Below are 15,929 nucleotides of genomic sequence, written 5' to 3'. Positions count from 1 at the left end.
CTCGTGCCAATAGCCCATATCCCCAAAGCGGAGTATGCCCGTCGTCGCAAGGCGCTGATGGCGCAGATGGAACCCAACAGCATCGCCATCCTGCCCGCGGCCGCGGTGGCCATTCGCAACCGCGACGTGGAGCATGTGTACCGCCAGGACAGCGACTTCCAGTACCTCAGCGGCTTCCCGGAGCCCGAGGCGGTGATTGCGCTGATCCCCGGCCGCGAGCACGGTGAGTACGTGCTGTTCTGCCGCGAGCACAACCCCGAGCGCGAGCTGTGGGACGGCCTGCGCGCCGGCCAGGAAGGCGCGATACGCGAATACGGCGCGGACGATGCGTTCCCCATCACCGACATCGACGACATCCTGCCGGGCCTGATCGAAGGCCGCGACCGGGTGTACTCGGCCATGGGCAGCCACCCCGAATTCGACCGCCACCTGATGGAGTGGATCAACGTGATCCGCTCCAAGGCCAACCTCGGCGCCCAGCCACCGAACGAGTTCGTTGCGCTGGATCATCTGCTGCACGACATGCGCCTGTATAAATCGGCCACGGAAGTGAAGGTGATGCGCGAGGCCGCGGCGATTTCGGCACGCGCTCACGTGCGGGCCATGCAGGCCTGCCGCGCCGGGTTGCACGAATACAGCCTGGAGGCCGAGCTGGACTACGAGTTCCGCAAGGGCGGGGCGAAGATGCCGGCCTACGGCTCGATCGTGGCATCGGGTCGCAACGCCTGCATCCTGCATTACCAGCAGAACGATGCCCTGCTCAAGGACGGCGACCTGGTCCTGATCGACGCCGGGTGCGAGATCGACTGCTACGCCAGCGACATCACCCGCACCTTTCCGGTCAGCGGGCGCTTCTCGCCGGAGCAGAAAGCGATCTACGAGCTGGTGCTCAAGGCCCAGGCTGCAGCCTTTGCCGCGATTGCACCGGGCAAGCACTGGAACCATGCCCACGAGGCCACCGTGCAGGTGATCACCGAAGGGCTGGTGGAGCTGGGGCTGCTCAAGGGCGACGTGCCGGCGCTGATCGAGGCCGAGGCCCATCGCGCCTTCTACATGCACCGCGCCGGTCACTGGCTGGGGCTGGATGTGCACGACGTCGGCGAGTACAAGGTCGCCGACCAGTGGCGCGTGCTGGAGCCGGGCATGGCCCTGACGGTGGAGCCGGGCATCTACATTGCTGCCGACAACCAGAGTGTCGCGAAGAAGTGGCGCGGTATCGGCGTACGAATCGAGGACGACGTAGTGGTGACCAAGCAGGGCTGTGAAATCCTGACCTCCGGCGTACCGCGCACGGTGGCCGAAATCGAAGCATTGATGGCGGCTGCACGCAGCCACGCCGCATGAGCCGGGTCAACCTTGCCATCATCGGTGGCGGCCTGGTCGGTGCCAGCCTGGCGCTGGCCCTGCAGGCCGGGGCCAGGGCGCGTGGCTGGAAGATCCTGCTGATCGAGCCGTTCGCCCCCGGCGACAGCTTCCAGCCCAGTTACGACGCACGGTCCTCGGCGCTTTCCTACGGCACCCGGCAGATCTACGAGCGTCTGGGCCTGTGGCAGCCGATCAGCCGCCGCGCCGAACCGATCCGCCAGATCCAGGTGTCCGACCGTGGCCGCTTTGGCGCCACCCGCCTGGACGCCCTGGAAGAAGGCGTGCCGGCACTCGGCTACGTGGTCGAGAACGCCTGGCTCGGCCAGTGCCTGTGGCAGGGGCTGGATGCCGAGGTGGTGACTTGGCGCTGCCCGGCGCAGGTCAGCGCGATGCAGCCGCTGGCCGACGGCTACCGCCTGACACTGGATGACGACACCACGGTGGACTGCGACCTGGCGGTACTGGCCGACGGCGGGCGTTCCGGGCTGCGCGAGCAGTTGGGCATCCACGTCAGCCAGCGTCCGTACAACCAGAGTGCGCTGATCGCCAACATCACCCCGAGCGAGGCCCATTGCGGGCAGGCGTTCGAACGCTTCACCGATGACGGCCCGATGGCCTTGCTGCCGCTGCCGGAAAACCGCTGCGCGCTGGTCTGGACCCGTGCCGGAATGGATGCCAGACGGCTGGCCGAGATCGACGAACGAGCCTTCCTGGCCGAGCTGCAAGGCGTGTTCGGCTACCGTCTGGGCACCTTGCGCCAGGTGGGCGCGCGTCACCTCTACCCGCTGTCGCTGGTAGAGGCCCAGGAGCAGGTGCGCTCGCACCTGGTGGTGCTGGGCAACGCCGCGCACAGCCTGCACCCGATTGCCGGGCAGGGTTTCAACCTGTCGCTGCGCGACGTGCAGTCGCTGGCCGACGGTCTGCTGGCCGGGCCTGAAGTACCGGGCGACCTGGCGACCCTGCAGGCCTACCGCGAGCGCCAGCGCCTGGACCAGGACATGACCGTGGGCTTCTCCGACAAGGTCACGCGGTTGTTCGGCAGCGGCCAGCCGTTGCTCGCCACCGGGCGCAACCTGGGCCTGCTGGGCCTGGACCTGCTGCCCCCGGCCAAGCGCTGGTTCGCCCGCCAGGCCATGGGCCTGGGTACACGCCCGGACCAGCCTGGCCAATGACCCCTTCTTCTCTTTATCGGGCTTGAAAGCATGGAAATGCGCGCAGATCTGTTGATTGTCGGTGCCGGAATGGTCGGTAGCGCCCTGGCCCTGGCCTTGCAGCACAGTGGCCTGGACATCCTGCTGCTCGACGGCAGCCCCCTGACGGTCAAGCCGTTCGATGCACAGGCGCCCTTCGAGCCGCGAGTCAGCGCGCTGTCGATGGCCAGCCAGCGCATCCTCGAGCGCGTGGGCGCCTGGCAGCACATCCGCGAGCGGCGCCTGAGCCCGTATTCGGACATGCACGTGTGGGACGGCAGCGGCACCGGGCAGATCCACTTTTCGGCCGCCAGCGTGCACGCCGAGGTGCTCGGCCACATCGTCGAGAACCGCGTGGTGCAGGACGGTCTGCTGCAGCGCCTGCACGACAGCGAGATCGGCCTGCTGGCCAACGCCCGCCTGGAGCAGATGCGCCGCAGTGGCGACGACTGGCTGCTGACCCTGGCCGATGGCCGCACCCTGCGCGCGCCGCTGGTGATTGCGGCTGACGGAGCCAACTCGGCGGTGCGCCGCCTGACCGGCTGCCAAACCCGTGAGTGGGACTACCTGCACCACGCCATCGTGACCAGCGTACGCTGTGCCGAGCCGCACCAGGCCACGGCCTGGCAGCGCTTCACCGATGACGGCCCGCTGGCGTTTCTGCCACTGCTGCGCGACGGCCAGCAGCACTGGTGCTCCATCGTGTGGTCGACCACGCCTGCGCAGGCCGAGCGCCTCATGGCCCTGCCGGACGAAGCCTTCTGCGCCGAGCTGGAGCGGGCCTTCGAGGGCCGCCTGGGCACGGTGCTGGCGGCCGACCCACGGCTGTGCGTACCGCTGCGCCAGCGCCATGCCAAGCGCTACGTGGCCGAGGGCCTGGCGTTGATCGGCGATGCGGCCCACACCATTCACCCGCTGGCCGGGCAGGGCGTGAACCTTGGCTTTCTGGATGCGGCGGTGCTGGCCGAAGTGCTGCAGCATGCCCATGAGCGCGGCGAGCGCCTGGCCGACGTGCGCGTGCTGAGCCGCTACGAACGACGGCGCATGCCGCACAACCTGGCCTTGATGGCCGCAATGGAGGGCTTCGAGCGCCTGTTCCAGGCCGACCCGCTGCCGCTGCGCTGGCTGCGCAACAGTGGCCTGAAGTGGGTGGAGCAACTGCCGGAGGCCAAGGCGCTGTTCGTGCGCCAGGCGCTGGGGCTGAGCGGCGACCTGCCGGAGCTGGCACGGGCCTGAGGCGGCACCGCAACATCTGGTAACTCCTCCCTTGGCAGTTCGGTTGAGAAGGCAAATGGCATTCACTACCATTTGCGCCTCTCCCGCATTCCGAGGACCGCCTTCATGTTGCCACGCAAGCATCTACTCGCCGCCCTGGCGCTCACCCTGCTGGGCGGTACCGCACAGGCGGCGGACGAGGTGGTGGTGTATTCCTCGCGCATCGACGAGCTGATCAAGCCGGTATTCGATGCCTACACCAAGGAAACCGGGGTCAAGGTCAAGTTCATCACCGACAAGGAAGCGCCGTTGATGCAGCGCATCAAGGCCGAGGGCAGCAACGCCACCGCCGACCTGCTGCTGACCGTGGATGCCGGCAACCTCTGGCAGGCCGAGCAGATGGGTATCCTGCAGCCGATCAAGTCGGCCGTGATCGACGCCAACATTCCCCCGCAGTATCGCGCTTCGTCCCATGACTGGACCGGCCTGAGCCTGCGCGCACGGACCATTGCCTACGCCACCGACCGGGTCAAGCCCGAGGAGCTGAGCACCTACGAGGCGCTGGCCGGCAAGGAATGGGAAGGGCGCTTGTGCCTGCGTACCGCCAAGAAGGTCTACAACCAGTCGCTGACCGCGACCCTGATCGAAACCCACGGCGCCGAGAAGACCGAAGAGATCCTCAAGGGCTGGGTGAACAACCTGTCCACCGACGTGTTCTCGGATGACGTGGCAGTGCTCAAGGCCATCGAGGCCGGGCAGTGCGACGTGGGCATCGTCAATACCTACTACTATGGCCGCCTGCACAAGGAGCAGCCGCAACTGCCGATCAAGCTGTTCTGGCCCAACCAGGCCGACCGTGGCGTGCACGTCAACCTGTCGGGCATCGGCTTGACCCGGCACGCGCCGCACAAGGAGGCCGCGATCAAGCTGGTGGAGTGGATGACCGGGCCGCAGGCGCAGAAGATCTTCGCCGATGTGAACCAGGAGTTCCCGGCCAACCCCAAGGTGGAACCCTCGGCAGAAGTGGCGGCGTGGGGCAAGTTCAAGGCCGACAGCCTGCCGGTGGAAGTGGCGGGCAAGCGTCAGGCTGAAGCGATTCGCCTGATGGATCGGGCTGGCTGGAACTGAGCGCAAGGCTTTATTCTTGCGGGGCCCCTGTCGGGGCCCATCGCGGGTCAAGCCCGCTCCTACAGGGATCACCGTGGCCCTTGTGGGAGCGGGCTTGACCCGCGATAGACCGCAACGCGGTCGCTCTCACCTTCGCCAGAGATCTCCCCCCGTGTCACACCCCGCCCAACGCCGCTGGTACCCCCTGGTCTTCACCGTCTGCGCGCTGGTGCTGCTGCCGCTGAGCGTGCTGGTGCTGTCGTGGCAGAGCATCGACCTGCAGATCTGGTCGCACCTGCTCGACACCCAGATGAGCCGCCTGTTGGGCAACACCCTGACCTTGATCCTCGGCGTGGGCGTCGGCGTCACCGTGCTGGGCGTGAGCCTGGCCTGGCTCACCAGCTTGTGCGAATTCCCCGGCCGACGCTGGCTCGACTGGGCATTGATGCTGCCCTTCGCCATCCCCGCCTATGTGCTGGCGTTCGTCTTCGTCGGTTTGCTGGACTTCTCCGGCCCGGTGCAAACCCTGCTGCGCGAATGGTTCGGCCCCATGCGCCTGCCGCGCGTGCGCTCCACCGGCGGGGTGATCATCGTGCTGGTGCTGGTGTTCTACCCCTATGTCTACCTGCTGGCACGTACCGCCTTCCTGGCCCAGGGCAAGGGCCTGATGGAAGCGGCGCGGGTGCTCGGGCAATCGCCGCTGCAAGCCTTCTGGCGCGTGGCCCTGCCCATGGCGCGGCCGGCGATCGGCGCGGGCGTGGCGCTGGCGCTGATGGAAACCCTGGCCGACTTCGGCGCGGTGGCCGTGTTCAACTTCGACACCTTCACCACCGCCATCTACAAGACCTGGTACGGCTTCTTCAGCCTCTCCAGCGCCGCCCAGCTCGCCAGCCTGTTGCTGCTGGCCGTCATGCTGGTGCTGTACGGCGAGCGCCGGGCCCGCGGTGCGGTACGCAGCAGCAACGAGCGGCCCCGGGTGGCGGCGCTGTACCACCTGCACGGGGTCAAGGCGCTGGCTGCCAGCAGCTGGTGCCTGCTGGTGTTCGCCTGCGCGTTCGTTATCCCGGTGCTGCAGTTGCTGGTGTGGTTCTGGCAGCGCGGGCGTTTCGACCTCGACGAGCGCTATGGCGCGCTCATCCTGCATACCCTGTACCTGGGCGCCATGGCTGCGCTGATCACCGTGGCGGTGGCACTGCTGCTGGCGTTTGCCCGACGTCAGGCCCCCACCCGTGTGGTGCGCGCCGGGGTCAGCCTGGCCAACCTGGGCTACGCCTTGCCCGGCTCGGTATTGGCGGTGTCGATCATGCTGGCCTTCAGTTACCTCGACAACCAGCTGGTGGTGCCGCTTTCGAGCTGGCTTGGCGGTGCCGGCCGGCCGCTGCTGATGGGCAGCCTGGCGGCACTACTGCTGGCCTATTTGGTGCGCTTCATCGCCGTGGCCTACGGCCCCTTGGAAAACAGCCTGGGGCGCATCCGGCCCTCGCTGCCGGAGGCCTCGCGCAGCCTCGGGGTCAGCGGCCCGCGATTGTTTTTCAAGGTGTATCTCCCGCTGCTGGTGCCGGGTGCGCTGAGCGCGGCGCTGCTGGTGTTCGTCGATGTGCTCAAGGAGATGCCCGCCACCCTGCTGATGCGCCCGTTCGGTTGGGACACCCTGGCGGTGCGGGTATTCGAGATGACCAGCGAGGGCGAGTGGTCGCGTGCCTCGCTGCCGGCGTTGACGCTGGTGCTGGTGGGGCTGCTGCCGGTCATCGGTTTGATAAGGCGTTCGGCGCGTCACCCGGGTCAGAGTCACTGAGGGTGTAAGGCTGCGCCCTTGCGGCTACAATGCGCGGCATTCGCTGCGGCCGATCAGCACCGGGTAGCTGAAACGCTGCCCTCAGCCGCAGCCTCGCCACGCCCGGAAGGAGAAACCCATGGGACAGCGTACGCCTCTTTATGACCTGCACCTGGCGCTTGGCGCCAAGATGGTCGATTTTGGCGGTTGGGACATGCCCCTGCATTACGGCTCGCAAGTCGAGGAGCACCACCAGGTGCGCCGCGACTGCGGGGTCTTCGATGTCTCGCACCTCACCGTGATCGATGTGCACGGCGCCCAGGCCACGCCCTGGCTGCGCTGGTTGCTGGCCAACGATGTAGCCAGCCCGAATGCCCACGGCAAGGCCCTGTACAGCACCCTGCTCAACGAACAGGGCGGGGTGATCGACGACCTGCTGGTCTACCGCACCGACGACGGCTACCGCCTGGTGGCCAACGCCGCCACCCGCGACAAGGACCTGGCCTGGCTGCAGGCCCATATCGGCGACTACGACGTGCAGGTGCGCGAGCGTCCCGAACTGTCGATCTTCGCTGTGCAGGGCCCGCATGCGCGGGACAAGCTGGCCGAGCTGGTGAGCAGCGACCGTGCGGCGCTGATTCGTGAACTGGCCCCCTTCGAAGGCCGCAGCAGTGGCGACTGGTTCATCTCGCGTACCGGCTACACCGGCGAAGACGGCCTGGAGATCACCCTGCCGGCAGAGCAGGCCCCGGCGTTCTTCAACGACCTGGTCGGCGCCGGTATTGCCCCCAGCGGGCTGGGCGCGCGCGATACCTTGCGCCTGGAAGCGGGCATGACGCTGTACGGACAGGACATCGACGAGGCACACTCGCCACTGACCTCCAACCTGGCCCACAACATCGCCCTGGAACCGGCCGACCGCGACTTCATCGGACGCCGTGCGCTGGAGGCCGAACAGGCCGCAGGCGTGCAGCTGAAACTGGTCGGCCTGGTGCTCGAGGAACGCGGTGTACTGCGTGCGCATCAGGTGGTGCGAATCGCACAGATTGGCGAAGGGGAGATCACCAGTGGTAGTTTCTCTCCTACGCTGAGCAAGGCGATTGCCCTGGCCCGCGTGCCGGTGGCTACCGCCGACCGCGCCGAGGTGGAAATTCGCGGCAAGTGGTACCCGGTACGGGTGGTCAAGCCGACCTTCGTGCGCCAGGGCAAGATCCTGATCTGAATTCATTCCGGCGGGCCGACCGCTGACCTGTTGAGGAAAGACACTATGAGCAATATCCCCGCCGACCTGCGTTTTGCCGAGAGCCACGAGTGGGCCAGGCTGGAAGCCGACGGTACCGTCACCGTGGGCATCAGCGACCACGCCCAGGAAGCCCTGGGCGACGTGGTATTCGTCGAACTGGCCGAGGTCGGCAAGGTGTTCGCGGCCAAGGACGCCGCCGGGGTTGTGGAGTCGGTGAAAGCCGCTTCGGATATCTACGCGCCGGTCAGCGGCGAAGTGATCGCGGTCAACGAAGACCTCAGCGACAGCCCTGAGAACCTGAACAACGATCCTTACGCCAGCTGGATCTTCAAGCTCAAGCCGTCCAACCCGGCAGAGCTGGAGCAGTTGCTGGACGCCGCCGGCTACAAGGCCGCCATCGGCGAGTAGTTTTTCCCGCACGAACGGCAATCCCTTCCTAGACTCAATAAGCCTCGACCCCTCGAGGCTTGGTCTTGGAAGAGAGAGCCGCTATGTCCCAGTCGCCGTCCCTGAGCCAACTGCACGATCCCAACCCGTTCCTGCGTCGTCATCTTGGCCCGGATGCGGCCGAGCAGCAGGCGATGTTGCAGGCTCTGGGCCTGAGCAGTCGCAGTGAACTGATCGAACAGACCGTCCCGCCCGGCATTCGCCTGAACCGCCCGCTGGAACTGCCCCCGGCGCTTGATGAACAGGCCGCCCTGGCAAAACTGCGCGGTTACGCCGAGCAGAACCAGGTGTGGACCAGCCTGATCGGCATGGGGTACCACGCTACCCTGACGCCCACGGTGATCCTGCGCAACGTGCTGGAGAACCCCGGCTGGTACACCGCCTATACGCCGTATCAGCCGGAGATCGCCCAGGGTCGCCTGGAGGCGCTGCTCAATTACCAGCAGATGGTCATCGACCTGACCGGGCTGGACCTGGCCAATGCCTCGCTGCTCGACGAAGCGACGGCCGCTGCCGAAGCCATGGCTCTGGCACGGCGCATGGCCAAGTCGCGCAGCAATGCGTTCTTCGTCGATGAACATTGCCACCCGCAGACCCTGTCCGTATTGCAGACCCGCGCCGAGGGCTTCGGCTTCGAGCTGATCGTCGATGGGCTGGACAACCTGGACAAGCACCGGGTGTTCGGCGCGCTGCTGCAATACCCCAACACCCACGGCGGGGTGCACGACCTGCGCCCGGCCATCGAGCAGCTGCATGCCCAGCAGGCGCTGGCCTGCGTCGCCGCCGACCTGCTGAGCCTGGTGCTTTTGACCCCGCCGGGCGAGCAGGGCGCCGACGTGGTGCTCGGCTCGACCCAGCGCTTTGGCGTGCCCATGGGCTACGGGGGCCCGCACGCGGCCTACTTTGCCTGCCGCGACGACTTCAAGCGCGCCATGCCAGGGCGCATCATCGGCGTTTCCAAGGACGCGCGCGGCAACCTGGCGCTGCGCATGGCCCTGCAGACCCGCGAACAGCACATCCGCCGCGAGAAGGCCAACTCCAACATCTGCACCGCGCAGGTGCTGCTGGCCAACATCGCCGGGTTTTATGCCGTGTACCACGGGCCCGAAGGGCTCAGGCGCATCGCCCAGCGGGTGCACCGGCTCACGGTGATCCTGGCTGCCGGCCTGCAAGCCAAGGGGCTCAAGCGCTTGAACGAGCACTTCTTCGACACCCTGACCCTGGACGTCGGCGGCAGCCAGACCGCGATCATCCAGAGCGCCGAGGCCGCGCAGATCAACCTGCGCATCCTGGGCCGCGGGCACCTGGGCGTAAGCCTGGATGAAACCTGCGACGAGGCCACGGTGCTGCGCCTGTTCGGCATCTTTCTGGGCGCCGACCATGGGCTGAGCGTGGCCGAGCTGGATGCCCAGGCGCAGCACAGCGGCATCCCCGACGCCTTGCAGCGCCAGTCGGCGTTTCTGACGCACCCGGTGTTCAACCTGCACCACAGCGAAACCGAGATGCTGCGTTACCTCAAGCAGCTGGAGAACAAGGACCTGGCCCTCAACCAGTCGATGATCCCGCTGGGCTCGTGCACCATGAAGCTCAACGCCAGCAGCGAGATGATCCCCATCACCTGGCCGGCCTTCGCCAACCTGCACCCGTTCGCGCCGCTCACCCAGGCCCAGGGCTATACCGCGATGATCGACGAGCTGGAGCGCTGGCTGTGCGCGATCACCGGTTTCGATGCCATCTGCATGCAACCCAACTCCGGTGCCCAGGGTGAATACGCGGGGCTGCTGGCGATCAGCAAGTACCACCGCAGCCGCCAGCAAGGTCAGCGCGACATCTGCCTGATCCCGGCCTCGGCGCACGGCACCAACCCGGCGTCTGCGCAGATGGCCGGGATGCAGGTGGTGATCGTGGAATGCGATGTGGCGGGCAACGTCGACCTGGCCGACCTCAAGGCCAAGGCCCAGGCGGCAGGTGAGCGCCTGGCCTGCCTGATGGCCACCTACCCGTCGACCCACGGCGTGTACGAGGAAGGCATCAGTGAGATCTGCGAAGTTATCCACAGCCACGGTGGCCAGGTGTACATGGATGGCGCCAACCTCAATGCCCAGGTCGGGTTGGCGCGGCCGGCGGACATCGGTGCCGATGTATCGCACATGAACCTGCACAAGACCTTCTGCATTCCCCATGGCGGTGGCGGGCCGGGCATGGGTCCGATCGGCGTGCGTGCACACCTGGCACCGTTCGTGGCCAGCCATCCGGTGGTGCCGGTGCCCGGGCCCGACCCGCAGAACACTGCGGTCAGTGCGGCGCCCTGGGGCAGTGCGAGCATCCTGCCGATCAGCTGGATGTACATCGCCATGATGGGGCCGCAACTGGCCGATGCCAGCGAGGTGGCGATCCTGTCGGCCAACTATCTGGCCCAGCAGTTGGGCGGGGCGTTCCCGGTGCTGTACCGCGGGCGCAATGGGCGGGTGGCGCATGAGTGCATCCTCGACCTGCGGCCCTTGAAGGCGCTGACCGCCATCACCGAAGAGGATGTAGCCAAGCGCCTGATGGACTACGGGTTCCATGCGCCGACCATGTCGTTCCCGGTGCCGGGCACCTTGATGGTGGAGCCGACCGAGAGCGAGTCCAAGGCCGAGCTGGACCGCTTCGTGGAGGCGATGCTGAAGATTCGGGCCGAGATTGCAGAGGTGCAGAACGGCAACTGGCCAGCCGAGGACAACCCGCTCAAGCGGGCGCCGCATACCTTGGCGGATGTGCTGGGGGTGTGGGAACGACCTTACTCGATCGAGCAGGGTGTTGCGCCGAGCCACCATGCGCGGCTGCACAAGTACTGGCCGGCGGTGAACCGGGTGGACAACGTGTACGGGGACCGCAACCTGTTCTGTGCGTGTGTGCCGGTGGAGGATTATCGCTGAGGCCAGGGCCTCGTGGCCGACAAGGCTGGCTCCTGTAGGAGCCGGCATTGCCGGCGAGGTGATTACTCGGTCACGGCATTCTGCGCCAGGATCGCATTGGCCAGCTCCATGTCGCTGACCTGCAGCCCTGGCTGCTCGGCACGCACACGCTGCATGGCAGCCTCAAGATACGGCCCGCTGATCTGGCCGTTGCTGGCCACATAGCTGCTGGCATCTTCCTGCGCCGCCACCACCAGCTTGTGGTCCTTGAAGGTCAGGTAGGTGGAGCCGGTGGTGGCACCGGACGAAATCACATCACGCCAGAAGCCATCAGCCATCGCCGAGCCAACCGGCAGCGACAACAAGGCAAGGGTGGCAACCGCAAGTTTGACGCGCATGGGGCTTACTCCAGTGTGGGGGCTATTATGGTGCGTTGGATCGTGATTTCCCCAGGCAAGTTCCCCAGGGCCTACGGTGCGGGGCCAACCTGCAGTATCGCGCCGTCCTGCGACAGCACTTGCACCGGGGTGCCCACCGGCAGGTCCGGCCCGCGGACCATCCACACCCCGTCGCCGACCTTGATCTTGCCGCGACCGCCCACGATGGCCTCCTGCACCACGAAGGTCCGGCCGATCAGTTCCTGGCCGCGCATGTTCAGCCCCGGCGCATCGCTGGGGCTGGCATTGCTGCGCTGACGGTGCCACCAGAACACTGCGGTGAATACCGACAGCAGGCCGAACAGCAGGAACTGCAAGGTCCACGGCAGCTGCGGGACGACGAAGGTAATCACGCCCACGCCCGCCGCCGCCACCCCGATCCACAGCAGGTAGCCGCCGGCGCCGAACACCTCCAGGATCAGCAGCAGCGTACCGAGCGCCAGCCAGTCCCAGAACGACAGGTGTTGCAGGTAGTCCCACATGCTCAGCCCTTCTTGCCGTCGAAGGTGGCCCGCACGATCTCGCCGATGCCGCCGACGGCGCCGATCACCTGGCTGGCTTCCAGTGGCATCAGCACCACCTTGCTGTTGTTGGCCGAGGCCAGCTTGCCCAGCGCGTCGACGTATTTCTGCGCCACGAAGTAGTTGATGGCCTGCACGTTGCCGTTGGCGATGGCCTCGGACACCACCTGGGTGGCGCGGGCTTCGGCTTCGGCCTGGCGCTCGCGGGCCTCCGATTCCAGGAAGGCCGCCTGACGCTCACCCTCGGCCTCGAGGATCTGCGCCTGTTTCTTGCCTTCGGCGGTGAGGATGGCAGCCGCCCTCAGGCCCTCGGCTTCGAGGATCTGCGCACGCTTGACCCGCTCGGCCTTCATCTGCCCGGACATGGCGGCCATCAGGTCGGCCGGCGGGCTGATGTCCTTGATCTCGATACGGGTGATCTTGATGCCCCACGGTGCGGTGGCTTCATCCACGGTGCGCAGCAGGCGCTCGTTGATGGCGTCGCGCTGGCTGAGCATGGCGTCCAGTTCCATGGAGCCGAGCACGGTACGGATGTTGGTCTGCAGCAGGTTGCGGGTGGCGTGCTCGAGGTTGTTGACCTCGTAGGCGGCCTGCGCCGTGTTGACCACCTGGAAGAAGCACACCGCATCGATCTGCACGGTGGCGTTGTCGGCGGTGATGACTTCCTGCGGCGGGATGTCCAGCACGCTTTCCATCATGTTGATCTTGCGCCCGATGCGGTCCATCACCGGCACGATGATGTTGAGGCCCGGCTTGAGGGTGGTGGTGTAGCGGCCAAAGCGTTCCACGGTCCACTGGAAACCCTGCGGCACCACCTTGAACCCCATGAACACCAGCGCCAGGGCCAGGCCCACGAACAACAGCATTACCATTCCGATTTGCATGACGTTTCCTTGGTCAGCAGGACTGAAAGTGCGCAAGCTTGGCATGTGGTAAGCTGTGCAGGCCAGCGCCGGATCATTTCATTTCATGCAGTAACGCGAATCACTTCTGTCAGTGTAGTCAGCCCTGCGGCGACTTTTTGCGCGCCGCTGGTGCGCAGGCTGCCCAGCCCCTCGGCCCGGGCCTGGCGGCGCAGGTTTGCCAGGTCGACGTCGCCCGACAGCTGCTCGCGCAGGCGTGGGCTCACAGGCAGCAGCTCGAACAGGCCGGTGCGGCCCCGGTAGCCGGTGTACCGGCAATCGCGGCAGCCTTCAGCCTGGCAGGTAGCGGTGGGCAGCGGCGCCTGCGGGTCGAGTTCGCGCCAGTGCGCCATGTCGAGCGGCTGCGCCACCTTGCACGCCGGGCACAGCGTGCGCACCAGGCGCTGGGCCAGCACGCCGACCAGCGTGGCACGGATCAGGTACGGCGCGATGCCCAGTTCCAGCAGGCGCCCGACGGCGCCGCAGGCATCGTTGGTGTGCAGGGTCGAGAGCACCAGGTGGCCGGTGAGCGCGGCCTGGATCGCCACCTGCGCGGTGTCGGCATCGCGGATCTCGCCGATCATGATGATGTCCGGGTCCTGGCGCAGCAGCGCACGCACACCGTTGGCAAAGCCCAGGTCGATGCCGGGCTGCACCTGCATCTGGTTGAAGGCCGGCTCGAGCTGTTCGATCGGGTCTTCGAGGGTGCACAGGTTGACCTGTGGCGTGGCCAGTTGCTTGAGGGTGGCGTACAGGGTGCTGGTCTTGCCCGAGCCGGTCGGCCCGGTCACCAGGATGATGCCGTGGGGCTGGCGCAGCATCGCCTGCCAGTGCTGCAGCGCCTCGCCGTCCAGGCCCAGCTGGGTGAAGTCCTGGTGCAGCAGGTGCGGGTCGAAGATACGCAGTACCAGTTTCTCGCCGAACGCGGTGGGCAGGGTGGCCAGGCGCAGCTCGACCTCGGCGCCGGCGGCCGAGCGGGCCTTGATGCGGCCATCCTGCGGGCGGCGCTTTTCCGCGACGTTCATGCGCCCCAGGCTCTTGAGCCGGCTGACCACCGCCAGGGTCACTGCCGGCGGGAACTGGTAGGCCGGGTGCAGCAGGCCGTCGATGCGCAGGCGCAGGTGGCCCTGGTCGCGGCGCGGCTCGATGTGGATATCGCTGGCGCGCTGCTCGAAGGCGTACTGCAACAGCCAGTCGACGATGCCGACGATGTGCGTCTCGTTGGCATCGACGTCGCCTGCGCTGTTGCCCAGGTCGAGCAGTGCCTCGAGGCTGGCGCCTTCGGGCCCGGGCACGGCCTGCTGGCTGGCACCACTGACCGAGTGGGCCAGGCGAAACACCGCCTGGCTCAGCTCACGGATCTGCACCGGGCTGGCCAGCACCCGCTGCACCCTGCGTTGCAGCACCTGCCCAAGGTCGCGCTCCCAGCTGCGTACGTAGGGCTGGGCGCTGGCGACGGTCACCGTGTGGGCATCCACCGCGATGGCCAGAATCTGGTGACGCCGCGCGAATGCGGCCGACATCAGCCCGCCGAGGCTGGCTGCCTGCAGTGCCAGGGGGTCGATGCGCACATGGCGCTGGCCGGCCTGGCGGCCCAGCCATTCGCCGAGGGCATCGAGGTCCAGGGTATGGCCGGGGCGTTGCAGGTCGTTCAGGCCGCGTCGGGCGATGCGCTCCAGCGGATGTGTGGGTTCATTGGCAGCCTGCGGCCAGGGGCGGGCACAGGCGGGGCTGATGCGTTGCTGGGCGAGCAGTTCGGCGAGCAGGGTGTCGAGGTCGAGCCAGCGATCGGGCGGCGTGGCAGGCATGGGGCTTCCTTGCGAAGGTCGGGCGGCCAGCCAAGGCTAGCTGCCAGCGGACCACAGGGCCTGTCGCAAGGGTTGCCGGATTTTTCTGTTCAGCGTGCCTGCTGCAACGGCATGCGCGAGGCCGCCAGGGGTTCGACGCTGACCTGGGCGACACAGATCAGGTTGCGCATTTTCTGTGCAATCAGTTCGGCGCGGTGCCAGCTCAGCCCGGCTACGCCGATCTCCAGGTTCAACAGGTCGTCCTGCTGCTGCATCTGTACCTGGTGCGGGGTAAGGAACTGCAGGGCGAACAGGTTGAGCACGCGGCACAGGCTGTCCGGCTCGGCTTCCACCTGCAGGCTGTAGCGCACGCTGCTGTGCGCAGCATTGGCGGCCCAGACATCGCTGCGCAGCGGGGTGACGGGGCTGTCCAGCCGTTCGTGGGCGCTCATGGGAAATCTCCGGTTTCGATGGAGGAATTTTTACATCTTCAACCGGGTATTTTTTCTCTATGATCGAGCGATCTGCGTAATCTGCGCATTGTTCGATTCATTAATGGCGCCTTGAGGGGATAAAACATGCAAAGCCAACTGGACGCCTACGACCGACGTATCCTGGCTCTGCTGCAGGAGGATGCGTCGCTGTCCAGCGCACAGATTGCCGAACGGGTCGGCCTGTCGCAGTCGCCGTGCTGGCGGCGGATCCAGCGGCTCAAGGAGGAGGGGGTGATTCGCGGGCAGGTGACGCTGCTCGATCGCAAGAAGATCGGCCTGAACACGCAGATTTTCGCCGAGGTCAAACTCAACGCCCACGGGCGGACCAACTTCGCCGAATTCACCGAGGCGATCCGCGAGTTTCCCGAGGTGCTGGAATGCTATGTGCTGATGGGCGCAGTGGACTTCCTGCTGCGCATCGTCACCCCGGACATCGAAGCCTACGAACGGTTCTTCTTCGAAAAGCTGTCGATGGTGCCGGGGATCCAGGAGGTCAACTCGATCGTGGCCTTGTCCGAAATCAAGTCCACGACCAGCTTGCCGGTGTAGC

Annotated in this window: 14 protein-coding genes; 9 read left to right on the top strand and 5 right to left on the bottom strand. The window is 66.6% G+C overall.

The window, feature by feature from the left end; genetic code table 11:
* The first annotated feature begins 9 nt into the window (after window positions 1-9).
* The 8 genes from pepP to gcvP all read left to right on the top strand — a co-directional run bounded on the left by pepP (window position 10) and on the right by gcvP (window position 11,259).
* The gene (gene pepP / locus NP552_RS14640; RefSeq protein WP_274096915.1) at window positions 10-1,344 is read left to right on the top strand and encodes a Xaa-Pro aminopeptidase; all 1,335 of its coding nucleotides are present in this window, start codon (window positions 10-12) and stop codon (window positions 1,342-1,344) included.
* The gene (gene ubiH, locus NP552_RS14635) at window positions 1,341-2,537 is read left to right on the top strand and encodes a 2-octaprenyl-6-methoxyphenyl hydroxylase (RefSeq protein ID WP_043863407.1); all 1,197 of its coding nucleotides are present in this window, start codon (window positions 1,341-1,343) and stop codon (window positions 2,535-2,537) included. Before pepP ends, ubiH begins: the two co-directional genes overlap by 4 nt.
* 36 nt (window positions 2,538-2,573) lie before the next feature.
* Entirely contained in the window at window positions 2,574-3,791 is a 1,218-nt protein-coding gene (locus tag NP552_RS14630) for a 2-octaprenyl-3-methyl-6-methoxy-1,4-benzoquinol hydroxylase (protein ID WP_167400227.1), read from the top strand.
* Window positions 3,792-3,896: 105 nt separating this feature from the next.
* Window positions 3,897-4,898 (top strand): extracellular solute-binding protein, encoded by a 1,002-nt coding sequence (locus tag NP552_RS14625; protein ID WP_043863409.1) that lies wholly within the window; start codon window positions 3,897-3,899, stop codon window positions 4,896-4,898.
* Between the two features lie 151 nt (window positions 4,899-5,049).
* Complete coding sequence (locus tag NP552_RS14620) at window positions 5,050-6,672, top strand: ABC transporter permease (RefSeq protein ID WP_196932021.1); 1,623 nt, start codon at window positions 5,050-5,052, stop codon at window positions 6,670-6,672.
* Window positions 6,673-6,790: 118 nt separating this feature from the next.
* Complete coding sequence (gcvT, locus tag NP552_RS14615; RefSeq protein WP_043863411.1) at window positions 6,791-7,873, top strand: glycine cleavage system aminomethyltransferase GcvT; 1,083 nt, start codon at window positions 6,791-6,793, stop codon at window positions 7,871-7,873.
* Window positions 7,874-7,918: 45 nt separating this feature from the next.
* Complete coding sequence (gcvH, locus tag NP552_RS14610; RefSeq protein WP_043863412.1) at window positions 7,919-8,302, top strand: glycine cleavage system protein GcvH; 384 nt, start codon at window positions 7,919-7,921, stop codon at window positions 8,300-8,302.
* Between the two features lie 83 nt (window positions 8,303-8,385).
* The gene (gcvP, locus tag NP552_RS14605) at window positions 8,386-11,259 is read left to right on the top strand and encodes an aminomethyl-transferring glycine dehydrogenase (protein ID WP_054915506.1); all 2,874 of its coding nucleotides are present in this window, start codon (window positions 8,386-8,388) and stop codon (window positions 11,257-11,259) included.
* Window positions 11,260-11,321: 62 nt separating this feature from the next.
* Here gcvP and NP552_RS14600 read toward each other — a convergent pair whose 3' ends face one another.
* From NP552_RS14600 to NP552_RS14580, 5 genes are all read right to left on the bottom strand, one after another.
* On the bottom strand, window positions 11,322-11,636 hold the full coding sequence (locus NP552_RS14600) for a DUF2388 domain-containing protein (RefSeq protein ID WP_043863414.1): 315 nt from the start codon (window positions 11,634-11,636) through the stop codon (window positions 11,322-11,324).
* Window positions 11,637-11,707: 71 nt separating this feature from the next.
* Window positions 11,708-12,157, bottom strand: a complete 450-nt coding sequence (locus NP552_RS14595; RefSeq protein ID WP_054915507.1) for an NfeD family protein — start codon at window positions 12,155-12,157, stop codon at window positions 11,708-11,710.
* Between the two features lie 2 nt (window positions 12,158-12,159).
* On the bottom strand, window positions 12,160-13,080 hold the full coding sequence (locus NP552_RS14590) for an SPFH domain-containing protein (protein WP_043863416.1): 921 nt from the start codon (window positions 13,078-13,080) through the stop codon (window positions 12,160-12,162).
* 83 nt (window positions 13,081-13,163) lie between these two features.
* Complete coding sequence (locus tag NP552_RS14585; protein WP_054915508.1) at window positions 13,164-14,906, bottom strand: GspE/PulE family protein; 1,743 nt, start codon at window positions 14,904-14,906, stop codon at window positions 13,164-13,166.
* An 89-nt stretch (window positions 14,907-14,995) separates the two neighbouring features.
* Window positions 14,996-15,337: a hypothetical protein gene (locus NP552_RS14580; protein WP_043863418.1), complete on the bottom strand. Its 342-nt coding sequence runs from the start codon at window positions 15,335-15,337 to the stop codon at window positions 14,996-14,998.
* 126 nt (window positions 15,338-15,463) lie between these two features.
* Between NP552_RS14580 and NP552_RS14575 the strand changes: the two genes are divergently transcribed.
* On the top strand, window positions 15,464-15,928 hold the full coding sequence (locus NP552_RS14575; RefSeq protein ID WP_043863419.1) for an Lrp/AsnC family transcriptional regulator: 465 nt from the start codon (window positions 15,464-15,466) through the stop codon (window positions 15,926-15,928).
* The last annotated feature ends 1 nt before the right edge of the window (window position 15,929 follow it).

This window comes from Pseudomonas sp. 8209 (assembly GCF_028682105.1).
Classification (GTDB): domain Bacteria; phylum Pseudomonadota; class Gammaproteobacteria; order Pseudomonadales; family Pseudomonadaceae; genus Aquipseudomonas; species Aquipseudomonas palmensis.
This window is presented reverse-complemented; position numbering and strand designations above follow the sequence as displayed.